The sequence below is a fragment of the Mycolicibacterium sp. Y3 genome, assembly GCF_051188035.1.
Taxonomy (GTDB): domain Bacteria; phylum Actinomycetota; class Actinomycetes; order Mycobacteriales; family Mycobacteriaceae; genus Mycobacterium; species Mycobacterium fluoranthenivorans.
On record NZ_JAVQLT010000001.1, the window covers coordinates 3,048,733 to 3,071,688 of the forward strand.

Annotated in this window: 23 protein-coding genes; 21 read left to right on the forward strand and 2 right to left on the reverse strand. The window is 66.1% G+C overall.

Going from position 1 to position 22,956, the window contains the following annotated elements:
* Window positions 1–15: 15 nt before the first annotated feature.
* Window positions 16–600, forward strand: a complete 585-nt coding sequence (locus QN239_RS14750) for an Rv1363c family protein (protein WP_499011393.1) — start codon at window positions 16–18, stop codon at window positions 598–600.
* Between the two features lie 19 nt (window positions 601–619).
* On the opposite strand, the gene QN239_RS14755 is transcribed toward QN239_RS14750, so the two are convergent.
* Complete coding sequence (locus tag QN239_RS14755; protein WP_090364157.1) at window positions 620–1,417, reverse strand: SDR family NAD(P)-dependent oxidoreductase; 798 nt, start codon at window positions 1,415–1,417, stop codon at window positions 620–622.
* A 114-nt stretch (window positions 1,418–1,531) separates the two neighbouring features.
* On the opposite strand from QN239_RS14755, the gene fabG reads away from it, so the two are divergent.
* The 13 genes from fabG to QN239_RS14820 all read left to right on the forward strand — a co-directional run bounded on the left by fabG (window position 1,532) and on the right by QN239_RS14820 (window position 14,730).
* Window positions 1,532–2,278, forward strand: a complete 747-nt coding sequence (gene fabG / locus QN239_RS14760) for a 3-oxoacyl-ACP reductase FabG (RefSeq protein WP_499011395.1) — start codon at window positions 1,532–1,534, stop codon at window positions 2,276–2,278.
* Window positions 2,275–3,045 carry an enoyl-CoA hydratase/isomerase family protein gene (locus QN239_RS14765; protein ID WP_499011397.1) on the forward strand — a complete coding sequence of 257 codons (771 nt, stop codon included), beginning with the start codon at window positions 2,275–2,277 and terminating at the stop codon, window positions 3,043–3,045. The genes fabG and QN239_RS14765 overlap by 4 nt, the downstream gene beginning before the upstream one ends.
* On the forward strand, window positions 3,042–3,845 hold the full coding sequence (locus QN239_RS14770) for an enoyl-CoA hydratase/isomerase family protein (RefSeq protein WP_499011399.1): 804 nt from the start codon (window positions 3,042–3,044) through the stop codon (window positions 3,843–3,845). The genes QN239_RS14765 and QN239_RS14770 overlap by 4 nt, the downstream gene beginning before the upstream one ends.
* Window positions 3,842–4,627, forward strand: a complete 786-nt coding sequence (locus QN239_RS14775) for an enoyl-CoA hydratase/isomerase family protein (protein ID WP_499011400.1) — start codon at window positions 3,842–3,844, stop codon at window positions 4,625–4,627. Before QN239_RS14770 ends, QN239_RS14775 begins: the two co-directional genes overlap by 4 nt.
* Window positions 4,624–5,892 carry an aromatic ring-hydroxylating oxygenase subunit alpha gene (locus QN239_RS14780; RefSeq protein ID WP_090364166.1) on the forward strand — a complete coding sequence of 423 codons (1,269 nt, stop codon included), beginning with the start codon at window positions 4,624–4,626 and terminating at the stop codon, window positions 5,890–5,892. Before QN239_RS14775 ends, QN239_RS14780 begins: the two co-directional genes overlap by 4 nt.
* Before the next feature lie 17 nt (window positions 5,893–5,909).
* Complete coding sequence (locus tag QN239_RS14785) at window positions 5,910–6,431, forward strand: aromatic-ring-hydroxylating dioxygenase subunit beta (protein ID WP_499016797.1); 522 nt, start codon at window positions 5,910–5,912, stop codon at window positions 6,429–6,431.
* A 9-nt stretch (window positions 6,432–6,440) separates the two neighbouring features.
* Window positions 6,441–6,695, forward strand: coding sequence for a hypothetical protein (locus QN239_RS14790; RefSeq protein WP_167162663.1), 255 nt, complete (start codon window positions 6,441–6,443; stop codon window positions 6,693–6,695).
* Entirely contained in the window at window positions 6,692–7,900 is a 1,209-nt protein-coding gene (locus tag QN239_RS14795) for an acetyl-CoA C-acetyltransferase (protein WP_499011403.1), read from the forward strand. The genes QN239_RS14790 and QN239_RS14795 overlap by 4 nt, the downstream gene beginning before the upstream one ends.
* Window positions 7,897–9,252 carry an OB-fold domain-containing protein gene (locus QN239_RS14800; RefSeq protein WP_499011405.1) on the forward strand — a complete coding sequence of 452 codons (1,356 nt, stop codon included), beginning with the start codon at window positions 7,897–7,899 and terminating at the stop codon, window positions 9,250–9,252. The genes QN239_RS14795 and QN239_RS14800 overlap by 4 nt, the downstream gene beginning before the upstream one ends.
* Window positions 9,242–10,444 carry an acetyl-CoA acetyltransferase gene (locus QN239_RS14805; RefSeq protein WP_499011407.1) on the forward strand — a complete coding sequence of 401 codons (1,203 nt, stop codon included), beginning with the start codon at window positions 9,242–9,244 and terminating at the stop codon, window positions 10,442–10,444. The genes QN239_RS14800 and QN239_RS14805 overlap by 11 nt, the downstream gene beginning before the upstream one ends.
* A gap of 85 nt (window positions 10,445–10,529) precedes the next feature.
* The gene (locus tag QN239_RS14810; protein WP_499011409.1) at window positions 10,530–11,390 is read left to right on the forward strand and encodes an SDR family oxidoreductase; all 861 of its coding nucleotides are present in this window, start codon (window positions 10,530–10,532) and stop codon (window positions 11,388–11,390) included.
* 8 nt (window positions 11,391–11,398) lie between these two features.
* Complete coding sequence (locus tag QN239_RS14815; protein ID WP_499011411.1) at window positions 11,399–13,000, forward strand: class I adenylate-forming enzyme family protein; 1,602 nt, start codon at window positions 11,399–11,401, stop codon at window positions 12,998–13,000.
* Entirely contained in the window at window positions 12,997–14,730 is a 1,734-nt protein-coding gene (locus tag QN239_RS14820; RefSeq protein ID WP_499011413.1) for a class I adenylate-forming enzyme family protein, read from the forward strand. Before QN239_RS14815 ends, QN239_RS14820 begins: the two co-directional genes overlap by 4 nt.
* Here the strand turns inward: QN239_RS14820 and QN239_RS14825 are convergent.
* Complete coding sequence (locus QN239_RS14825) at window positions 14,727–15,755, reverse strand: MBL fold metallo-hydrolase (protein WP_499011414.1); 1,029 nt, start codon at window positions 15,753–15,755, stop codon at window positions 14,727–14,729. The genes QN239_RS14820 and QN239_RS14825 overlap by 4 nt on opposite strands.
* A gap of 174 nt (window positions 15,756–15,929) precedes the next feature.
* Between QN239_RS14825 and QN239_RS14830 the strand changes: the two genes are divergently transcribed.
* From QN239_RS14830 to QN239_RS14860, 7 genes are read left to right on the forward strand one after another with little or no spacing between them, the layout of a single operon-like run.
* Window positions 15,930–16,940: a phosphotransferase family protein gene (locus QN239_RS14830; RefSeq protein WP_499011415.1), complete on the forward strand. Its 1,011-nt coding sequence runs from the start codon at window positions 15,930–15,932 to the stop codon at window positions 16,938–16,940.
* Window positions 16,934–17,899 (forward strand): DUF7064 domain-containing protein, encoded by a 966-nt coding sequence (locus tag QN239_RS14835; protein WP_499011416.1) that lies wholly within the window; start codon window positions 16,934–16,936, stop codon window positions 17,897–17,899. The genes QN239_RS14830 and QN239_RS14835 overlap by 7 nt, the downstream gene beginning before the upstream one ends.
* A 19-nt stretch (window positions 17,900–17,918) precedes the next feature.
* Complete coding sequence (locus QN239_RS14840; RefSeq protein WP_090364183.1) at window positions 17,919–18,371, forward strand: MaoC family dehydratase; 453 nt, start codon at window positions 17,919–17,921, stop codon at window positions 18,369–18,371.
* Complete coding sequence (locus tag QN239_RS14845; RefSeq protein WP_499011418.1) at window positions 18,361–19,572, forward strand: enoyl-CoA hydratase-related protein; 1,212 nt, start codon at window positions 18,361–18,363, stop codon at window positions 19,570–19,572. The genes QN239_RS14840 and QN239_RS14845 overlap by 11 nt, the downstream gene beginning before the upstream one ends.
* A 2-nt stretch (window positions 19,573–19,574) precedes the next feature.
* Entirely contained in the window at window positions 19,575–20,735 is a 1,161-nt protein-coding gene (locus tag QN239_RS14850; protein ID WP_187095947.1) for an acyl-CoA dehydrogenase family protein, read from the forward strand.
* A 37-nt stretch (window positions 20,736–20,772) separates the two neighbouring features.
* On the forward strand, window positions 20,773–22,095 hold the full coding sequence (locus QN239_RS14855) for a phytoene desaturase family protein (protein ID WP_499011420.1): 1,323 nt from the start codon (window positions 20,773–20,775) through the stop codon (window positions 22,093–22,095).
* 5 nt (window positions 22,096–22,100) lie between these two features.
* Entirely contained in the window at window positions 22,101–22,931 is an 831-nt protein-coding gene (locus QN239_RS14860; RefSeq protein WP_499016799.1) for an HpcH/HpaI aldolase/citrate lyase family protein, read from the forward strand.
* Window positions 22,932–22,956 lie beyond the last annotated feature (25 nt).

A 22,956-nucleotide genomic window follows, 5' to 3' on the forward strand; every position in this document is an offset into this window, starting at 1 on the left:
GCGAGAAGGACTCACGTGACCGCCCCTAGCATGACCAGCGCGCCGACCTCATCTGCCGACCTCATCGACGACGAAAGCGAGCCGGCGACCTCGACGAATTCGGCTGCAAAGAACCGTATGTCGTGGCGGCAGGTCGTCGCCTACATCGTGCTGCCGCTGCTTGTGGTCGTACTCGGTGGCGTCACCGGATGGTTGAAGTGGGTGGACGGTTCCTCCAGGGATGCCCGGGCGGCCGCCGCCGCGTCGGTGCAGGCCGCGCGCGAGGGCACCGTCGCGCTGCTTTCCTACCAGCCGGATACCGTCGAGCAGACGCTCGGCACCGCTCAGGCACGGCTGACGGGCGCATTCCGTGACTCCTACGCAAAGCTGATCCATGATGTGGTGATCCCCGGCGCTCGGGAGAAGAAGATCTCGGCGATCGCGAACGTCCCTGCAGCGGGCTCGATTTCGTCAACCGGCGGCCACGCAGAGGTCTTGGTCTTCGTCAACCAGACGTCGATCGTCGGTACCGATGCGCCCACCGACACCGCCTCGTCGGTGCGGGTCGGTCTGGACAAGGTCGATGGCCAGTGGTTGATCTCCTCCTTCGAGCCCATCTGACCGAGCCCATCTGACCGGATCACGGCATCGTGTAGCCGCCGCTCACCGAGATCATCTGCCCGGTCACCTGGCGTGCGGCCAGCGGCGAGGAGAACCACAGCACCGCCCGAGCGACATCCTCGGCGGTCGTCAACCGGCGCATCGGGGTGTCCTTGAGCATGAACTCGATCTGGTTGGGGTTGAACACTTCATCTTCGCCCACGGCCCACAGACTGGAGGCGCCGACGGCGTCGGCACTCTCCGGCATCACCAGGCCCGGACAGACGATGTTGGAGCGGATTCCATGGCGGCCGTGTTCGCGTGCGGTGGTACGCGCGAACGCGACCATGGCGGCCTTTGAAGCGCCGTAGATGCCCTGGCGTATCTGACCGAACGCCGCGTCGCTGGCGATGAACACCAACGCGCCACCGCCGTCGTTCTTCATCGGGCCGATGGCCGCCTGTGTGGTGGCCACCGCACTGTAGAAGTTCACCTCGATGGTGCGCTGCCATTTGTCGCGATCGGTATCGGTGGCGACGAAACCGGGCACACTCCAGCCGGCGTTGTTGACCACCACGTCGACACCACCCCAGGTGGTGACCGCCAGGCCGATGGTGTCCTCCGCGCCCCCGGGGGTCGTCAGATCGTTGATGGCCAGTTCCACTGCTGCGGCTCCGAGGTCGAGGGCCTCGTCCCGCACCTTCTTGGCCTGGGGTTCGTCGATGTCGTTCAACACGATTCGGGCGCCCTCGGCGGCGTACGCGTGCACGATTCCCCGGCCGATGTTGGAGGCGCCACCGGTCACGACGACCCGTGCTCCTGACAGTCCCAGATCCATGGTGGTCCTTCTTCCTCGACGTGGCCTGTTGAATCACCGTAGCCACTTGATTTAACCTAGATTAGAAATATCGGCTAGATTTGTCTATGCCGGAGGTATCGACGGGAGACGGGTATGGAGAAACTGCTGCAGGGCAAGGTTGCGGTGGTCACCGGCGCCGCCCAGGGGATCGGCCTCGAGATCGCGCGCACATTGCATCAGCACGGAGCGCAGGTGGTGCTGGCCGATCTCGACGGAGACGCCACGGCCCGTGCGGCACGCGACATCGCCACCCCGGATCTCGACTGCGTCGGCGCGGTGTGCGATGTGACGGCAGAAGACCAGGTGCAGACGCTGGTGGCGAACACGTGTCGCGACTTCGGCCGCCTGGACGTGTTCGTCAACAACGCCGGTATCACGCGTGACGCCTCCCTGAAGAAGATGCAGGTCGCCGACTTCGACGCGGTCATCACGGTGCACTTGCGCGGTACCTGGCTCGGCATCCGTGAGGCTTCGGCGGTGATGCGGGAGCAGAAGTCCGGCAGCATCGTCAACATCTCGTCGCTGTCGGGCAAGTCGGGTAACCCCGGCCAGACCAACTACAGCGCCGCCAAGGCCGGAATCGTGGGCCTGACGAAGGCGGCCGCCAAAGAGGTGGCCCACCACAACGTGCGGATCAATGCAGTGCAACCCGGCCTGATCCGCACGCCGATGACCGCGGCCATGCCTGCGGATGTCTTCGCTCAACGCGAAGCCGATGTGCCGATGAAGCGTGCCGGCGAACCGGGCGAGGTGGCCGGCGCCGTCGTGTTCCTGGGCTCAGAACTGTCCAGCTACATCACCGGAACGGTGATCGAAGTGGGTGGCGGGAGGTACATGTGAAATCTGTTCTCAGCGATATCGAAGGCGGTATCGGGCGCGTCACGCTGAATCGGCCGGATCGGATGAACGCGATCAACGTCGCGCTCGCCCATGCGCTGGAGAGCGCGATCGACCAGCTCGGCGACCGCCAGGACGTCAATGTCATCGTGATCCGCGGGGCCGGCGGGAATTTCTGTGCCGGAGGCGATTTCGACGAAGTCCAGAGGTTGCGCGCCGAAGGCTCCGCCGAGTTGCGGACGTTGTTCACCTCGTTCAAAGCCGCTTGTGAGGCGATCACCCGCGCGAAGGTGCCGGTCGTGGCAGCTATCGAAGGTGTGGCCATGGCCGGTGGCTTCGAGCTGATGCAGGCCGCCGACATCGTGCTGGTCGCCGACGAGGCACGGATCGCGGACAACCACATCAACTTCGGCATGATTCCCGGCGGGGGTAGCACCGCACGCCTGCCGCGCCTGCTCGGCCGGCAGCAGGCCCTGGGGCTGCTGTTGTCCGGCGACAAGCTCACCGGTTCGGCTGCCGTCCAAATGGGCTTGGCCTACATGGGCTTTCCTGCGGAAACCTTTGACGAATCCGTCGAAACGTTCCTGGCGAAACTGGCCGGACGTGACCGCTCGGCCCTCACCACCATCAAGCGGCTGGTGATCGACGGTCTCAACAAGGATTTCGACATCGCAAACTCCGACGAGACCGATGCCGTCGTCTGGCGCATCGGCGGTCAGGCCGGCCAAGCCGGGGTATCGGCATTCAAGAACAGAGAGGTCAAGGCATGACCACAGCGATCGACGCCGCAGTATTACGAGAGGTCGCACCCAACGGTGTCGCCAGTATCCGGCTGAACCGCCCCGGCACGTCGAACGGTCTCAACGTCGAAACCCTCAAGGCACTGCACGAGGCGGTGCTCGCCTGCCACGCCGACCCCGCGGTCACGGTGGTGCTGCTCACCGGAGCAGGCCGTAATTTCTGCGCCGGCGGTGACATTCACACCTTCGAATCCAAAGGCGAGGCGTTGCCGGACTACCTGCGCGAAGCCACCGCCTGGCTGCAGCTGGCAACCGCTGCCCTCATCCAACTGCGGGTACCGGTGGTCACCGCCGTACAAGGGTTCGCGGCCGGTGGCGGCGGACTCGGACTGGTCTGCGCCTCCGACATCGTCATCGCCGCGCAGTCGGCCAAATTCTTCTCCGGGGCCGTGCGGGTCGGGATGGCACCCGATGGCGGGTCCTCGGTCACTCTCACGCAGCTGGTGGGGTTGCGCCAGGCGTTGCGCATCCTGCTCACCAACCCCACATTGACGGCGGCCGAGGCCGCGGCGATCGGACTGATCACCGAGGTCGTCGACGACTCCGAGCTCACCGATCGCGCCGAGACCATTGCCGCCGAGCTGGCCGCGATGCCCACCAAGGCACTGTCGGCCACCAAACGGCTGGTGTGGTCGGGTGTCGGTGCCTCGATCGAGGAGCGGCTCCCCGAGGAATCGCGCACCGTCTCGGAGTTGTCCGGCACAGCCGATGCCCTGGAGGGGCTTCGCGCCGTCATCGAACGGCGAGCACCGAAGTTCACCGGGCGATGAACGTCCTCATCGAGGATGACGGTGCCGTGCGCACCCTCACCCTCAATCGCCCGCAGGTGCGCAACGCGATCGACATCCCGCTGCGGCTGGAACTGGCCGATGCCCTGGAATCGGCGGATGCCGACGACGGGGTGCGGGCGATCATCCTCACCGGTGCGGGCAGCACATTCTGCTCGGGCGGTGACATCTCCACGATGAAGCTGATGTCCGAAACCGAAGCCATGGACCGCGCGCAGCTGGCACAGCGCGTGATCCGGGCGATCTGGAACACCCCGAAACCGGTCATCGCCGCGGTCGAGGGCGCCGCATTCGGTGCCGGTGCCGCGCTGGCAGCGGCGTGCGACCGCGTCGTGGCCGGCAGCGACGCCCGTTTCGCGACCACCTTCACCAACGTCGGTCTCGCCGGCGACATGGGCGCGTTCGCGTCGCTGCCACGTCGCGTCGGCACGGCCCGTGCCCGGCAGATGCTGATGCTCCCGCAACCGATCGACGCACGGGTTGCCGAGAGTTGGGGGCTGGTCGACGCCACGACCGAACCCGGCGCAGCCTTGGCGGCCGCGCGCACCGATGCGCACCGGCTCGCCGCGGGGCCTGCGCAGGCCTATGGCGTCATCAAGGCCCTGCTGGCCATCAGTCCCACCTTGCCCCCGATCGAGGTTCTCGATCATGAAGCCGCGCATCAGGCACGACTGTTCGGCAGCGACGACTTCGCCGAAGGCGTCGCCGCCTTCGGCGAGAAGCGGCGACCCTCGTTCGGCCCACGACAAGGAGTTCACTCATGACCTCTGTCATCGATCCCTCCGCGGACACCGGCAGCCGGTACGACCGGCTGATCCGGCCGGAGAAGGTGCACGGCACCCTGTACACGGACGCCTCGATCTACGCCGAAGAACTGGCCAAGATCTGGTACCGCACCTGGGTGTTCGTCGGCCACGAGAGTGAGGTCGCCCAGCCCAACGACTACGTGCGCAAGAAGCTCGGACCCCAGGACGTCATCATGACCAGGGACCGGGACGGCGAGGTGCACCTGCTGCTCAATCGGTGCGCTCATCGTGGCAACCAGGTGTGTGATGACGCCAAGGGCAACTCCAGCACCTTCCGTTGCCCGTACCACGGCTGGACCTTCCGAAATGACGGCGAGCTCATCGGATTTCCGTTCTTCAAGGGTTACGGCGACCGCAAGCTGGACCTCGCGATGGGGCGGGTACCGCGCGTCGACTCCTACGGCGGCTTCGTCTTCGGCAGCTTTGCACCCGACGGGCCGTCGCTGGTCGAGCATCTGGGTGCCGCCGCCGGCGAGATCGACCGGCTGACCCGGCTGTCGCCGGAGGGCCGGGTGGAACTCACCGCCGGCTGGCTTCAGCACAAGGCGCAGGCCAACTGGAAGTTGCTGGCCGAGAACGAGACCGATGGCTACCACCCCCAGTTCGTGCACGGATCCATCTTCGGCGTCACCGGCAGCACCATTGGCCCCCTCTACAGTGACTCCTCGACCGCGGTGACCCGAGACCTCGGCGGCGGACACAGCGAGAACGATCTGCGGCCGGAGTTCCGAAAGTACGCCGAGCCGATGCGCTGGTTCGGAACCACCGAATCGCGGGTGCCCCACTACGTTGCCGCGATGCGGGCCAAGCATGGGGAGGCCGCCGAGCAGATCCTCATCGAAGGCGCGCCGCACGTGATGATCTTCCCGAACCTGTTCATCGCCGAAATTCAGGTCTTCAACATCCAGCCGGTCGCGGTGGACCAGTGCGTGCAGTACGCCACCGCAGTCCAACTGGCCGGCGCGCCAGAACTGAATCGCCGCATGGTTTCTCAGTGCATCGGCTCGGTGGGGCCGGCAGGCATGCTGCTCGCCGACGACACCGAGATGTATGAGCGCAATCAGCAGGGCATCGCCGCCCTGACCCCGGAGTGGCTCGATGTGCGCCGGGGGATGAACCGCGAAACCGTCGACGAGAACGGATTCAAGATCGGTACCAATACCGATGAGACGGGGATGCGCGGCTTCTGGTCCCACTACAAGACGCTGATGGAAAGGGACTGAGCACCGTGACCACGTCACTGCACGGCTCGGACGTGCTCGAGGCGGCACCCGAGGAGTTCGAGCGATTCGCTGTCGAACAGTTCCTCTACCGCGAGGCGCGCTACGCGGACGAAAACAACTATGACGCGTGGGAGTCCCTGTGGACCGATGATGCGTTGTACTGGGTGCCTGCCGATTCAGGCGGATCCGACCCCACGCGTCAGATGTCGATCATCTACGACAACCGCAGCCGAATCTCGACCAGGCTCAAACAAGTGCGTACCGGGCGCCGGTACGCCCAGGCTCCGCCGTCACATCTGCGACGGTTGATCTCCAACATCGAATTCCTCGGTGGGCGACCGAATCCCGAAGGCTCCCTCGATCTTGAGGTCGGGGCGAACTTCCTGGTTGTCGAATCGCGCCCGCGCGGCAACCACATCTGGGGCGGTCGGGTCACCTACCGACTGCGCCTCGTCGATGGGGAGATGCGGCTGGCGTACAAGAAGGTGCAGTTGGTCGACGCCGACCAGCCGGTGCCGTCACTGAGCTTCCTCATCTAAGGAGCATTCATGGGAATCCAGTTCGACGAGTCGGCACCGGTGACGATTCCGGGGGTGGGTGCTGTCATCGGCAGCGAGTTCGCCGAAGTCGCCGTGAGCATCGATGACCAGGCCAATTCTCCACGGCTGAAGTTGGTGGACCTGCGCACGGGCCGGGTGCGTTTCCTGGACGCACTCGAACTCGAGACCATCGTGTGGTTACCCGACGAGCGGCTCAACAGCCTGCTCGACCCGTCGGCCGATCGCTGGCGGGGCGACAAATGAGGCGCGCCGCCATCGTCGCGCCGCTGCGCACGCCGGTGGGCACCTTCGGCGGCAGCCTGCGACCGCTGCGGGCCGAAGACCTCGCGGCGCACGTCATCAAGTCCGTGGTCGCCCAGAGCGGTATCGATCCCGAGGTCATCGAAGACGTCGTCATGGCGCAGTCCTATGCCAACTCCGAGGCCCCGTGCATCGGTCGGTGGGCGGCCCTGCACGCCGGATTGCCGATCACCGTCTCCGGCCTGCAGATCGACCGCCGCTGTGGTGGTGGGCTGCAAGCCGTGATCACGGCAGCGATGACGGTGCAGACCGGCGCGGCCGATGTCGTCCTGGCCGGCGGTGTGGAGTCGATGAGCAATATCGAGCACTACACCACCACCGCCCGGTGGGGCTCCCGGTCCGGTAACCAGATGCTCTACGACCGCCTGGACCGCGGACGCGAATTGTCGCAGCCGGTATGGCGGTTCGGTCCCATCAGCGGAATGATCGAAACCGCGGAGAATCTCGCCTCCGATTACGGTATCGACAGGTCGGCTGCGGACGAGTTCGCGGTGCGAAGCCATCGACGCGCCGTCGCAGCACAGAACAACGGCCTCTTCGACGACGAACTCGTCAGCGTGGAGGTGCCTCAGCGGCGCGGTGATCCGATCGTGGTGGTCGCTGACGAAGGCGTGCGGCCCGACACCACCATCGACACCCTGGCGCGACTGCGTACGGTCCAGCCGGGTGGCACCGTCACCGCGGGGAATGCCGCCCAACAGAACGATGCCGCCGCCGCGTGTCTCGTCGTGGCCGAGGATCGGCTGGAATCACTCGGCCTGGAACCGATCGGATTCCTGGAAGGCTGGGCCGCGGTCGGTTGCGAGCCCTCCCGGATGGGTATCGGGCCGGTCGGCGCGGTCGAGAAGCTTTTCAGCCGAACGGGTTTGACTTTCGATGACCTCGCGTTGATCGAGATCAACGAGGCCTTCGCCGTCCAGGTGCTGGCGGTGCTGTCCGGGTGGGGGCTCAAGCCGGCCGATGTCGAGGACCGATTGAACGTGAACGGGTCGGGCATCTCGCTCGGCCACCCGATCGGGGCGACCGGCGTGCGCATCCTGGCCACCATGCTCCACGAACTTCGGCGCCGCGGTGGGGGGCTGGCCCTGGAGACGATGTGCATCGGCGGCGGGCAGGGGATCGCTGCCGTGTTCAGGGGGGCATCGTGACGTTCGGATTGCTGCGGTACGGCAGCTACCTACCCCGCCATCGACTGAGTGCAGCCGATATCGGCCTGCGCAGGGGCGACCGGGTGGTCGCCTCGTACGACGAAGACTCGACCACCATGGCCGTCAGCGCTGCCGGCCTGGTGGTGGAGCCAGGTGCGCACCCGGGTGCGCTCTACCTGGCCACCACCACGCCCGCCTACGCCGACAAGACGAACGCGAGTGCGGTGCACGCGGCACTCGGTCTGCCCACCGACGTGCTGGCCGCCGATCTGGGCGGTACGGCCCGCAGTGCCATCGCCGGATTGCTCGCCTGCGCGCGGGGTGGGGGACTGGTCATCGCCGCCGACGTGCGCGTCGGCAAACCGGGGTCGGCCGACGAGAAGACCGGCGGTGATGGCGCGGCGGCCCTGTGGTTCGGCGACGGTGACCCCATCGCCGAGATTCTCGCGGCCCGTTCGCAGACCGACGAGTTCCTGGACCGGTGGCGGGATCCGGCGTCCACCACCGGGTACCAGTGGGAGGAACGGTTCGGGGCCGAGCGCTACAGCGCGTTGATCCGGTCGACCGCGCGCGAGGCGCTGGATGCGGCCGGCCTGGCCGATGCCGATCACGTCGTCCTCGCCTGCCCGAACACGGCTGTGGTCAAGCGCGCCGCCACCTTGGTCAAAGGCCAGAAATCGGTCATCACCTCGCCCGTCGGGCACACCGGTGCCGCCGATCCGCTCATCGCCCTGGCCGGCGCCCTCGATACCGCCGAGCCGGGCGAGACCATCCTGCTTCTGTCGGCCGTGGACGGCTGCGACGCCGTCGTCTTCCGCACCACTGCCACGCTCACCGAGGCCCGTCAGCGCACAGCGCTGAGCACGCAGCGCGGTGGCGGACTCCCGGTGCCGCACCTGACCTACCTGTCGTGGCGCGGACTCGTCGAACGGGAATCGCCGCGCAGGCCCGAACCCGATCGGGCTGCTGCGCCACCGGCCGCACGATCGCAGCGGTGGAAGTTCGGATTCACCGGATCACGCTGCACGCACTGCGGTTTCACCCATCTGCCGCCGACGCGCGTGTGCCGATCGTGCGCCGCGGTCGACGATATGGTCGACGTCGCGGCCGGGCAGCTGGCCGGTACGGTCGTCACCTACACGGTGGACAGGCTGGCGTTCTCGCCGTCGCCGCCGATGGTGCAAGCCGTGATCGACATCGACGGCGGCGGACGGTGCACCCTGGAGGTGGCCGACGCCCGACCGTCGGAGTTGAACGTCGGCAGCCGGGTTCGGTTCTCCTTCCGGCGGCTGTTCACCGCCGGCGGTGTGCACGACTACTTCTGGAAGGCGGTGCAGGACAGTGCCGAGTAACGGAATCGCAGGCAAGGTCGCGGTCGTGTCCATGGGCTGCAGCAAGTTCGGCGAACGGTGGGACGCCTCCACCGATGACCTCATCCTCGAGGCCTACCAGGAGTGCCTTGCGGGTGTGCCCCAAGTCGGTCGCGCGGATGTGGACGCCTACTGGCTCGGCACGCTGAGCTCGGGGCTGGGCGGTCTGACCCTGAGCCGCGCGATCGGTAGTGACGACAAACCGGTCACCCGTGTCGAGAACTTCTGCGCCACCGGGTCGGAGGCATTCCGCAACGCGTGCTACGCCGTCGCCGCGGGCGCCTACGACATCGTGATGGCAGTGGGTGTGGAGAAGCTCAAGGACTCGGGCTATTCGGGGCTGTTACGGCAGGACCCGCCGGGCGACGGTACCGCGCCGGAGATCTCGATGACCGCGCCGGCCGCTTTCTCGTTGCTCGATCCCGCCTATTGCGACCGCTACGGGGTGCATCCCGACGAGATGCGGGCCGCGATGACACACGTCGCCTGGAAGAACCACGACAACGGCACGCGAAACCCGAAGGCCCAGTTCCGTTCCCCGGTGGCCCGCGAGACCATCGACGGTGCCCCGAAGGTGGCCGGCCGCCTCGGGGTGTTCGACTGCTCCGGCGTGTCCGACGGTGCGGCCTGCGCCCTGATCGTCTCCGCCGAGCGGGCACACGAGTTCACCGACGCACCCATGTATGTCGAGGCGCTGTCGCTGATCGCGGGATCGACGCGTGGATCGATGGACTCGGCGTACGACTACACGACGTTTCCCGAGGTGGTGAAGGCGGCCAAGGATGCCTACGCCCAGGCGGGAATCGAGCGTCCGGCCGAGCAGCTGTCGCTGGCCGAGGTGCACGACTGCTTCACACCGACCGAGATCGTGTTGATGGAGGACCTGGGCTTCTCCGACACCGGGCAGGCCTGGAAGGACGTGCTGGCGGGCGAATTCGACGCGGGTGGACGGCTGCCGGTCAATCCCGACGGCGGGTTGAAGTCGTTCGGTCACCCCGTGGGCGCCAGTGGATTGCGCATGCTCTACGAGGCGTGGCTGCAATTCCGTGGGCAAGCCGGCGAACGACAGCTGGCCGATCCGCACACCGCGCTGACGCACAATCTCGGTGGGCGGCCCGGTGGGTGCGTGTCGTTCGTATCGGTGGTGTCACGGGAGCCGCGCCGACTCAGGTAGGGGGCGGCGCGCTGCGACTGCCTTGACGCGAGACTTTTTTCTAACCTAAATTCAATCGCAAAGCACAGTTAACGGAGGAGCTCAAGTGTCGGGTGTTCAAGACAAGGTTGTCGTTGTCACGGGTGCGGGAAACGGCTTGGGGCGCTCGTACGCCCAGTTCCTGGCGGCCAACGGCGCACTCGTCGTCGTCAATGACCTCGGTGGCGCTCGGGACGGCTCCGGCGCGGGAACCCAGGCCGCCGACACCGTGGTCGAGGAGATCCGCAGCGCCGGCGGAAAGGCAGTGGCGAGCTACGATTCCGTGGCCGATGAAAGTGGTGCGGCGGCGATCATCGACACCGCGCTCAACGAGTTCGGCGCGGTGCACGGCGTGGTGAGCAACGCCGGCATCCTGCGCGATGGCGCCTTCCACAAGATGACGGCAGACAGCTGGGATGCCGTGCAGAAGGTGCACCTCTACGGTGGTTTCAACGTGATCCGTGCCGCGTGGCCGCATTTCCGCGAGCAGAAGTTCGGCCGGATCGTCGTCGCGACCTCCACCAGTGGCCTGTACGGCAACTTCGGCCAGGCGAACTACGCGGCAGCCAAGGCCGGTCTGGTCGGTCTGATCAACACGTTGGCGATCGAAGGCGCGAAGTACTCCATCACCGCGAACGCCATTGCGCCCATGGCCGCGACCCGGATGACTGCCGACATCGCCCCGCAGGAGTTGTTGGACAAGCTGAATCCCGAACTCGTCGCTCCGGCGGTCGGCTATCTGGTATCCGCAGAGAACGAGGACACCGCATCGGTGTTCGTCGTCGGCGGCGGCCTGGTGCAGCGCGTGGCGCAGTTCCAGAACGACGGCGTCACCTTCACCGCCCAGCCCAGCCTGGCGGAGATCACGGCGAAGTGGTCGCAGATCAGCGATATGTCCGACGCCAAGCTCGGCAGCAACCCCGTCTGAGCGACGCCATGAGATCTGCGCCGGCGTACCGGGAGGGCGATCGCTCGGTGCCGCTCGTCGACGATTCGGTGGGTGGGCTGCTCGCGGCGCGAGCCGCAGATCACCCGGACACCGAAGCCGTGATCGGCATCCGGCACGGTACCGGCGATGTCGAACGACTCACGTACGCCGCCCTTTTCGGCGAAGCGCGTCGGGTGGCAGCGGCGCTGTCGACGTTGGTGGAGCCCGGTCAGTACGTGGCCTTGTGGGCCCCCAACGTCATCGAATGGACCGTGATCCAGTACGGCGCCGCACTGGCCGGCGTCGTACTGGTCGCGCTCAACCCGGTGCTGCGCGACGACGAACTCGACTACGCGTTGCGGCACAGCCGTGCCCATGTGTTGCTGCACGCCGATGTCAGCCGCGGGTACGCGATGGGTGAAGTGGCAGAGCGGGTGTGCGCGGGTATCCCTGGTCTGCGCCGGATCTCGCTGTCAGAACGTGAGGTGTGGCTGGCCCCGGCGGCAGCAGCCTCGGCACCCGAGGTCGGCGCGGACTCGCCGGTCATGCTGCAGTACACCTCGGGTACCACCGGTCGCCCCAAGGGCGTGCTGTTGACCCACCGGGCCCTGGTCAACGTGGCCAAACTGACGATGGAAGCCACGGGGGCACCCCCCAAGGCGCGGTGTTTCAATCCGTTGCCGTTGTTCCACACCGCGGGGTGTGTCATCGCCACCCTGGGGCCGCTCTGGTTGGCGGGCACCTCGGTATTGTGCGAGCGTTTCGCCGCCGACGAGGCGCTGGAGGCGATGCGCCGGGAGAACGTCTCGGTGCTCTTCTACGTCCCGACGGTGCTGCACGCCCTGTTGCGGCGCCAGCGTGAGATCAGCACGCCCGCACCGCAGTTGAGCGTCATCATGGGTGGGGCCTCGAATGTCGCCGCCGATCTGATCGACGGTGCCGCGTCGGTCTTCGGGGCGCACGTGTACAACCTGTTCGGCCAGACCGAACTCGCGCCGGTGCTGTCGCTCACCCGTCCGGGGGACAGTCCGCAGGATCAGCTGAACACGGTAGGGCGACAACTACCCCACCTGGATTGCAAGATCATCGATCCCGACACCGGGGTCACCGTCGGGGTCGGCGAGGTAGGGGAGATCTGCGCGCGCGGGTATCAGCAGTTCGTCGAGTACCTGCACGATCCGGAAGCGACCACACGCGCCCTCGACCCGGACGGGTTCGTGCGCACCGGTGACCTCGGTGCCATGGACCATCGTGGCTACCTCACCGTGACCGGCAGGCTGAAAGAGCTGATCATCCGCGGCGGTGAGAACATCTCACCCGCCGAGGTGGAGTCCATCATCGCCGACCACGACGAGATCATCGACGTGGTTGCCGTGGGACTTCCCGATGAGCGGATGGGTGAGATCGTCGCGGTGGCATGCCGGGTTGCCCCGGGGAACCGAGAAGGCCTACGGGATCGTCTGGTCGACCACGTCCGCGCCCGGATGCCCTCCTACAAGGTGCCGGCCCGATGGTTCCTTGCCGACGATTTCCCGCGGACGCCGACGGGTAAGGTGCAGCGGTTTGCCTTGCGTGACGCCATTCTTGAACACGAACTGCACGAGCTGTGACCGTGCGGCCGTCGATCGAGGCACGTCGTCAGGTGCTGCGCCACAGGTTTCCCTCATGGCAGCCGGTGAGTCTGGCCGGTTGGCTCGACGCGTGCGCCGATCGGTACCCGTCGCGGCCGTTTGTGCTTGCCGACTCGGCAACGATGACCTACCGCGAGGTCGCCGAGGAATCCCGCAGACTCGCCGCCGGCCTGTTCGCACTCGGGGTGCGGGCCGGCGACCGGGTGGGCATGCTGATGGCCAACTATCCCGAGTTCGTGAGTGTGAAGTTCGCGATCGCACGCGTCGGGGCGATCGCCGTACCGTTCAACTACCTCTACCGCGAGAACGAATTGGCCTTCGTACTGGCTGATTCCGGCTGCCGCGTGCTGGTCACCATGACGGAGTTCGGGTCATTGGATTATCAGCACATGCTCGACACCATCGTGCCGGGCTGGCACTCGCCGGGCTTCGCCGACCGGGATGCCGGGGCGGACGGCCTGCCGGAGTTGCGCCGGGTCGTCGTTCTCGACACCGGGGGTGAACCTCGGCGCGGTGCGCTGTCGGTGCGGTCGCTGGCGGATCTCGGACATGACGGCCACACCGCATCGTCGATCCGGGCCGTGGACCCGCTGTCTGCCGGCGACATGCTCTACACCTCGGGTACCACCGGGGCCCCGAAAGGCGTCGTGGTGACCCACGATGCGGTGCTGCGCACCGCCTACGCATCCGCCCTCACCCGCGCGTATGAAGACGGACGCCGAATCCTGTATTCGCTGCCCTGCTACCACATGTTCGGTTATGTCGAGGGTTTGTTGTCCGTGATGTTCGTCGGGGGAGCGGTGATCCTGCAGCCGACGTTCAGCGCGGAGGGCTACTTCCGGGGTATCGCCGAGCATCGCGCCACCGATCTTCTCTGTGTGCCGACCATGGCGGTCGCCATGGTGGAAAGCCCGGTACGCGGGGACTTCGACCTGAGCTCGCTCCAGGCCGTCCTGTGCGGGTCCGCGCCCGCTCCACGATGGCTGTGGCCACAGGTCACGCGAGATTTCGGTGTCACCGAGATCGTCACCGGCTACGGCATGACCGAATGCGGCGGGGCCATGACACTCACCCTGCCCGAGGATTCGCTCGACGTGCTCTGCGGGACCGTGGGCAAGCCGAAGCTGGCGGGTGCGGCCGGTGTGCCCGGGTCCGACGCGCTCGTGATCTATCGCGCGGTCGATCCCGATACCGGCGAGACGATGCCGGCCGGGATCGAAGGTGAGCTGCTCTCCTCCGGGCCGACCTCCATGCTCGGGTACTGGAATCGCCCGGAGGACACCGCACGCACCCTTCGCGACGGGTGGCTGCACTCGGGTGACCTGGGGTGTGTCGACGCCGACGGCTACCTCCAGGTCACCGGCCGGAGCAAAGAGCTCTACAAAAGTGGTGGCGAACTGGTCATGCCCAAGGAGATCGAAGACCTGCTGGCCGGGCACCCCGGCATCAGCCAGGTCTTCGCCGTGGGACTCTCGGATGAACGGTGGGGCGAGATCGGCTGTGCCGTGGTGGTTCCGGCTCCCGGCTGGCAGCTCACCGAGCAGGATGTGCTCGCTCTGTGCCGGGAGAAGCTGGCGCGGTTCAAAGTCCCGAAACGCGTCGTGTTCTACCGCGGGCAGGACCTACCCACCACACCCACGGGGAAGGTGCAGAAGTACCGCCTGGTGCAGCAGTTGACCACCCTGCAGTCGGGTACGACGCGACGCTAACGCACGGCGAAGTGACGGACGCCGTCCACGACCGAACACGTCACCACATTGCGCACCTCGAGCAAGTCCAGATGAGATTGCACCTCAAGCACGGCGGTCATGCGGTGCACGATTTCCAACTCGTCGAGCGTCCGTTCGCGGCGGGTCCACCGCATCTCCGAGGCCACCTGCAGCGCCGTCGAACTTCCGGCAACGACCAGATCGCCGATCTGGCGCAGTCGGGTCTCGTGGTGCTCGAGCAGCTCCTGCGCACGGGCATGCGTGGTCCGTGCGGTCGTGCCATGCGCGGGCAACATCCGGGCATCGGGCAGTCGCAACACCAGGTTCAGTGAGTCGATATAGGAGCGCAGCGGGAGTTTCCCGGGCGCTCGTTCGAACGCGATCGATGGCGTGATGCGGGGCAGGAGATGGTCTCCGGTGAAGATCACACCCTGGTGGGCGTCCTCGAAGACGATGTGCCCCCGAGTATGACCGGGTGTTGCACGCACGACGATCTGCGTGGTGCCGCAGTCGATCACGTCCCCATCGTCGAGCCAGCGATCCGGCGGGGCGAACGCCACATCGCGTTCGTAGGGTTCCCAGTCCAGAGAGTCGATTTCGCCGGCGAGATCGGGTGCGCCGGCTTCTCTGAGTATGCCCACCTGATGGGGGTGGACGACGTCGGGCTGCGCCAAGAAAGCCGCGATGCTGTGTTGCTCCTCACGGCCCAGCAGCAGTTCGATGCCGTATCGATCGCGCCACTTCACACCGAGTGAGTAGTGATCCCAGTGCTGATGGGTCGCCACGATGCGCCGTACGTCCCGCACGCAATATCCGAGGCTGTCCAGTGCACCGAGGAGGATCGTCTCGGATTGCGGATAGGCCCACCCTGGATCGATCAGGGTCACCCCGTCCGGCGATTGCACGGCATAGGAATTCACCACCTGTAGGTCGGGTAGGGGCAGTGGCAACGCGACACACGTGACGGTATCGGTGACCTTCTCCATGCTCGTGCTCATCTCGGCGGATGACTGTGACATGTGCATTGCTCCCGTTCTGCTGCGCTGCATAAAATTTAACAGCAACTAGAAAAGTATGTTAGCGTGGCGATATAGGCGTGATGAACCCCGCCATGGGCGGTCTAGGCCGCATTCGAAAAAATATTGTCAGCGCGCAGGAGGGCGGCAGCGATGATCATCAGATCGCCGCACCGGCCGCGTGTGTCGGCATACGATCGGCCGGTCTCGGGGCGGCCACGCGTGTTGGCGAGTTGGCTGGCCGACAAGGGCGAGGCACCGCACGGGCCCGTCACGGTGACCCAGATGGGTCTCGGCTGCACGAACGCGACGTGGCTGGTCACCGATCAAGCCAGGCGGCAGTGGGTGCTGCGGGAGCGGATCAATCCCGACCCGCGCTCCTTCGACCGCGAAGCGGCCCTGCTGACGCGGTTGCGGGCCGCCGGCCGGCCGGTTCCGGAGGTTGTCGGCCACGGCCAACAACGCGGCAGGCACTTCATGGTGCTGCGTTTCGTGCCCGGTGTGGTCATCGACGACGAGATCCAGGCCTCGCGTCTGAACCCGGCTCAGCGTCGGCGGCTGGGCGAGAGCATCATCGACGCGCTGGCCGGCTTGCACACCGTGGATCCGCGGGTCATCGGACTGCCGGTGTTCGGCTCGTCGCACCTGGATCGACAGATCGCCGCGGTATCGGATGTCTGGATGTCCTCGGGCACCAGCAGTGTGCACGATTCGGCCTGGTGCGCCCTGCGCACCAGATTGCTCACGCGTAGACCGATACGGGAGTCCCGGGCCCGGGTGGTGCACGGTGACTACCGGCTCGCCAACATCGTGACGCGAGAGGACGCGCAGGTCCTCACGGTAGTGGACTGGGAGCGTTGCACGGCCGGGAATCCGCTGATGGATCTGGCGTGGCTGCTCAACAGCTGGCGCGCACCGGGTGAGCCGATCGGCTGCCCGCTCAGTCCCACGCGGATCGGCGGATTCTCGTCACGAGAGGAATTGGCCGGATTCTATGCCGACCGGACCGACGTCGATCTGCACGAGGTGAACTTCTATCGGGCACTGGCCTACTGGACCTCGGCGACGCTTCTGCAGGCGGCCGAAACTAGGCGCCGCGCTGATGCGTCGCGTCAGCTGCTGGGAAACGTCGACGATGAGATCACCTTCAGCCTCATCGAGGCTGCTTCGCTGTTGAGGAGACCAACGTGGTAGTGGCGCAGGACGATTACACCCATGTGGTCGGGCCGGAGCACAATTTCAACGAGTCGATGTACTTCGAGTTCCACGATCCGGCGACCGGTCTCGCTGGGTTTCTGCGACTCGCGAACCGGCCGAACGAAGGCATCGGGGAGCGCACGGTCTGCCTCTACCTTCCGGGTGGGGCGGTCGGTTTCGGATTCGATCGCCCGGCCGTGACCACCAATGCCGCGATGAACGCCGGTGGCCTGGTGGTCGAGGTGGTGCAGCCCATGGCGGAGATCGGAATTCGGTTCACCGGTGAGGTCTCCGTGCTGGCCGACCCTCGGGTGATGTGTGATCCGAAGTCGGCGTTGACCTCAAGCCCGCTGGTGTCAGCGCAGATTCACCTTCGATACCGTGCCATCGCCGCACCGCATGAGCAGACATTCGAGTCCGCAGGTCAGTCCTTCGCCCCCAACCACTACGAACAACTCTGTGCGGTGACCGGTCGTCTGGAGATCGGGACACACACCTACGAGGTGCTGGGGCATGGCCTGCGCGATCACTCCTGGGGGCCTCGGTCGTGGCAAGCCCCCTGGTTCTACCGCTGGCTGCATGGGTGCGCAGACGAATTCGGTTTCATGGCTGCATATTTCGGCGATGAAGATGGCAGTAGCCGGTGCGGGGGATTCGTCTTCGACGGTGCGGACGTGCATCGCTGCGACGACGTCACCATCATCACCGCGCGCGACCAGGACGGTTTTCAGCAGCGCATCGACGTCACCCTTGTTGCCGGGGAGCGGCGTTGGCGACTGCGCGGTGAGGCGCTGTCCTCGGTCCCACTCAGACATCGCAGTGCCGATGGATCGGCGAGTACCCGCATCGTCGAATCCGCCATCCGCTGGCATCGCGACGGTGATGGCGAACTGTACGGAATGGCCGAGTACCTCGACCAGATACACGACGGACAACCCGTCGGAAAGCACGTCTAAAGAAAGGATCCCTCACGGCATGAAGGTTTTTCAGGATCTCGCGGAGTTCGAGACAGCGCAAGGGGCCGAACTCGGCCCGACCGACTGGGTCGAAGTGGACCAGCAGCGCGTCAACGTGTTCGCAGATGCCACCGACGATCATCAGTGGATCCATGTCGACCCCGAACGGGCCGCATCCGGGCCGTTCGGCGGCACCATCGCGCACGGGCTTCTGACATTGTCGCTGCTGCCGCGGTTCATGCACGATCTGTACCGGGTGGACAACGTCACCATGGCCATCAACTACGGCTTCAACAAGGTCCGCTTCATCACACCTGTGCCCGTGGGCGCCAAGCTGCGGGCCTCGTCGCGCATCACACAGATCGACAAGCTCGATGCGGCGGTACAGGCCACCCTGGTGACCACCGTCGAGGTGGAAGGGGCCGCCAAGCCTGCCGCCGTGATCGAATCGATTGTCCGCTATGTCGGTTGAGCTCACCAGGGACACGAAAGTCGCCACAGCGGAACGCCTCTACCAGGCGCTGGCCGACGGTGACGTGGACACACTGGATCAGCTTCTGGCGGCGGACTTCGTCGGCCACGCCGCGCAGGGTCTGCCGCTGGGCATGGGGGGCACGCACGTCGGACCGGATGCCATGCGCACAAAGTTGTGGTGGCGTATCGGTGAGCATTTCAAGGCACGCGCGGTGGCGGAGGATTTCCAGACACTGGAGGACGGCCGGCTGGTGGTGACCGGCACCTATCGTGGCAGCGCTCGTCGCTCGGGGGGCGAACTCGAGGCCGCCTTCGTCCACGTCCTGTCGTTCGACGGCGACGGTCACATCGCGTCACTGAACCAGCTGACCGACACCGCTGCCTGGCATGCCGCACTCGAGGGCGACGGCCGTCTGCAGACCATCGACTTCCGGGTCGAAGACGGGGTGGCGACGATCTGTTTGAATCGCCCTGCACAGCGCAACGCCATCAATCTGCGGATGGCCCAGGAGTTCTTGGAGGTGGTACGGCGTATCGCCGCTGATCCCTCGGTGCGCGCGGTCCTGATCAGTGGCAACGGCCCGGCGCTGACCGTGGGTGGTGACATCTCGTACTTCTTGGAGGGCGGGGGTGAAGGCTACGACCGGCTGTTCGAGCGGATGATCTGGCCTTTCCACGAGGCCTTCGACATCCTGAGTCGGCTCGAAGCACCCATCGTGGCGGCCGCGCACGGTGCGGTGGCCGGTGGTGGCATGGGGTTCGTCTATGCCGCCGACCTCGTGCTTGCCGCGACGGGCACCCGGTTCGTTCCGGCCTTCGCCGCCATCGGGCTGTCGGGCGACGGCGGCGGTACCTATCACCTCCCACGGCTGATCGGACCGCGCCGGGCTGCCCAGGCGTATCTGCGTAATACGCCGATCAGTGTCGAGGAGGCCCTCGAATGGGGTCTGGTGAACGAGATCGTGCCCGCCGACGAACTGCAGGCTCGTGCCGCGGCGTTGGCTCGGGAACTGGCCGAAGGGCCGACTGTCGCGTTCGCGACGATGCGGGCGTTGTTGCGGGAAAGCTGGGGCAACGACCTCACCGGACAACTGGCCGCGGAATTGCGCGGGACCAAGAAGACAGGAATCACCCGCGATGCGGCGGGTGCGTTCACCGCGTTCGCCGAGAAGCGGACACCGACTTTCGAAGGGCGATGACAATGGCAGGGCTTATTCAGGACACCGACGAGCACAAGGCGATCCGGGAGAGCGTGGCGGGTATCGCCAGTCGTTATGGGCAGCAGTACTTTCTGGAGCGGGGCCGGGCGGGCGAAGGCATCGAGGAACTCTGGAAGGACCTGGGCGCCGCCGGCCTTCTCGGGGTTCATCTGCCCGAGGCCTACGGCGGCGGCGGCGGGGGTATGGCCGAGGCGGTCGTGGTGGTCGAAGAACTTGCCGCCCATGGGATGCCGATGCTCATCTGGGTGATCTCCCCGGCCATCTGCGGCAGCATCATCGCCATCCATGGCTCCGAAGAGATGAAGCAGCGGTGGCTGCCCGGGATCGCCGACGGCAGTCAGAAGGTGGCGTTCGGTCTCACCGAGCCCGATGCGGGCTCCAACAGCCACAATGTCAAGACAACGGCGCGCAAGACCGGCACCGGCTGGGTGCTCTCGGGTTCGAAGTACTACATCTCGGCCATCGATCAATGCGACGCTCTTCTGGTGGTGGCGCGCGACGGCGATCTGTCCACACCGGAGAAGTCCAAGTTGTCGCTGTTCGTGGTGCCGACCGACTCGAAGGGGTTGTCCTATCAGGAAATCGACACCTCGATCGTCTCACCGGACAAGCAGTTCACCGTCTTCCTCGACGAGGTCGAGGTCGGTGCGGAGGCGTTGATCGGACAGGCCGGAAACGGGCTGAGGCAGGTGTTCGACGGGTTGAACCCCGAGCGGATCCTCGTCGGCGCCATCTGTGGTGGTGTCGGGCGGTATGCGATCGAGAAGGCCGTCGCCTATGCCAAGGAACGTAAGGTGTGGTCGACCGCGATCGGCGCGCATCAGGGCATCGCCCATCCGCTGGCCGAGAGCCACATCGCCGTCGAGCTGAGCCGCCTGGCCACCGCGCTGTCCGCGCAGCAGTTCGACGCGGGTGAGCCCGCCGGCGAAGCGGCGAACATCGCGAAGTTCTCGGCATCCGAAGCAGCCCTCAAGGCGCTGGATCAGGCGATCCAAACCCATGGCGGAAATGGCCTCTCGCACGAGTACGGGCTCTCCGAACTGTGGTTCGTGACCCGGCTGATGCGCACCGCCCCGGTCAGCCGGGAGATGGTGCTCAACTTCGTCGCACAGACGTCGCTCGGCCTGCCCCGCTCGTACTGACCCCTGAACCCTGACACTTGACCGAAGGAGAATGACGATGACGTCAGCAGAACACGCATTTGACGCCGTGGTGATCGGCGCCGGCGCGGGTGGCCTTTTCACGGCTGCTCGCCTGACCAAACTCGGCTACCGCACGCTGGTGGTGGAGCAGTTCGACAAGGTCGGAGGTCGTGCCTCCACCGACGATATCGACGGCTTCAAGGTCAACAACGGTGCCATCGTCATCGAGGTCGGCGGTATCACCCAAGAGACCTGCAACGAGGTGGGGGCCCGCTTCGACATCCGCGAGCCGCAACCGCCGATCCTGTACCGCATCGCGGGCAAGGATGTCGATGTCACCGGCGGCGGCTGGGGTTTCCTGCTCGGCAAGCTCACCCGCCAGGGTGCCAAGCTGGTCAAGGGAATCGGCGCCGCCCGCAACGACTCCGGTCTGCCCGAGGACGAATTGTCCACCGCGGACTGGGTGTCCAAGTACACCAAGAACGAAGGCGTGCACGGCATCTTCCGGAACATGTGCGCCTCGGTGTTCGCGGTGGGCTCAGAGGATCTGCCGGCGCGGGTCTTCCTCACCTACTTCACCCGTAAGAGTGCGTTCAAAAGGTTCGGTTTCCATCCCGAGGGCACCATCGGCATCTGGCGCGCGCTGGCCGAGGCCGTGGTGGCCAACGGTGGACAGATCTGGCTGTCGACGCCGGTGACGAAGATCCACAAGGGTGACGGTGACGTCGTGACCGGGATCGACGTCACGCGAGACGGCGAGACGGTGCGCATCGACGCGCCCGTGGTGGTCAGCGATATCGGCCCGGCCGGCACCGTCAAGCTGATCGGTGAGGAGAACGTTCCGCCGGACTATCAGGATCTCGTCAAGGCCGCCGATCGCCCGACATCGATGATCACGGTGAACTTCGCCAGCCAGGAACGTCTCATCGACGTACCGGGCATGCTCAGCTTCGCGAAATCACGCCGACTGGCCTATATCGCCAACTTCACCGATGTCTGTCCCGAGATGGCGCCGGAGGGCTGGAATCTCTACGCGGGCACCGCCGTGCCCAAGAATCCCACCGGTGACTTCGACGAGGCGGCGGAGACCGAATTCCTGCTGCAGGACCTGCGAGATAACATCGACGACTTCGATCGTCGTGCGCGCATCCTGAATATCGCGATCACCCGCGATGACTGGCCCCCGCAGCGTGCGGTCGCCGGGTACGACCTGACCCACGACACTCCGTTCCGGAACCTGTGGAACGTCGGCGACGGGGTCAAGGAGTACGCCAACGGCGGTACCACCGCTTGTGCGGAGACGGCAAAGCTGGTGGTGGACAAGATCGTCGCCGCCCACAAACCGGCGGTGCTGCGCTGAGCAAACTGGCTGAGCGCATCGCCTCCGCGCGCAGCGTCCTGTTCGTCCCCGGCGACCGGCCCGACCGCTTCGCCAAGGCCCTCGCCAGCGGTGCGGATATCGCGGTGCTGGATCTCGAGGACGCCGTCGCCGTCGGCGACAAGGACGCTGCGCGCGTGGCGGTGGGCGACTTTCTGAGCACCGGCGTCCAGGTGCTGGTGCGGGTCAACGGTACCGATACCTCGTGGTGCGCCGATGATCTTCAGATGCTGGCGCGGTGGAAGTGCGCGGTGATGGTTCCCAAGGCGCACAGCGCTTCTCAGCTGCAGAGCATCGCCGAGCAGTTGGCGCCGGGGACACCGCTGGTCGCGCTCATCGAGACGGCGGCGGGAGTCAATGCCACCGAGGCGATCTGTGCGGTGGACACCGTGGTGCGCGCCGCGTTCGGCAGCATCGACCTCGGCGCTGAACTCGGTGTGGACCCCGACGTGCATCAAGCGTTGCAGTACGCCCGTAGTGCCGTGGTACTCGGTTCGGCGGCCGCGGGACGGGCCGCCCCGCTGGACGGGGTCACCACCGAACTCGGCGATATGGGCATGCTCGCCGACGACATCTCCCACGCGGTTCGCTTGGGCTTCGGTGGGAAGCTGTGTATCCACCCGCGCCAGGTGGCCGTCGTCAACCAGCGGTTCTCTCCCTCACCCGAAGAACTGGCATGGGCACGCAAGGTCATCGACGAGGCGGCCGGCGGTGAGGTGCGCGTCGTGGACGGGAAGATGGTCGACAAGCCGGTTCTTGCCCGTGCGGAGCGGATACTGTTGCGGGCCGGCATGATTGGGCAGTCGACGGCTCAGTGATTCCGGTGGGCTGCGTGCCCGCCCG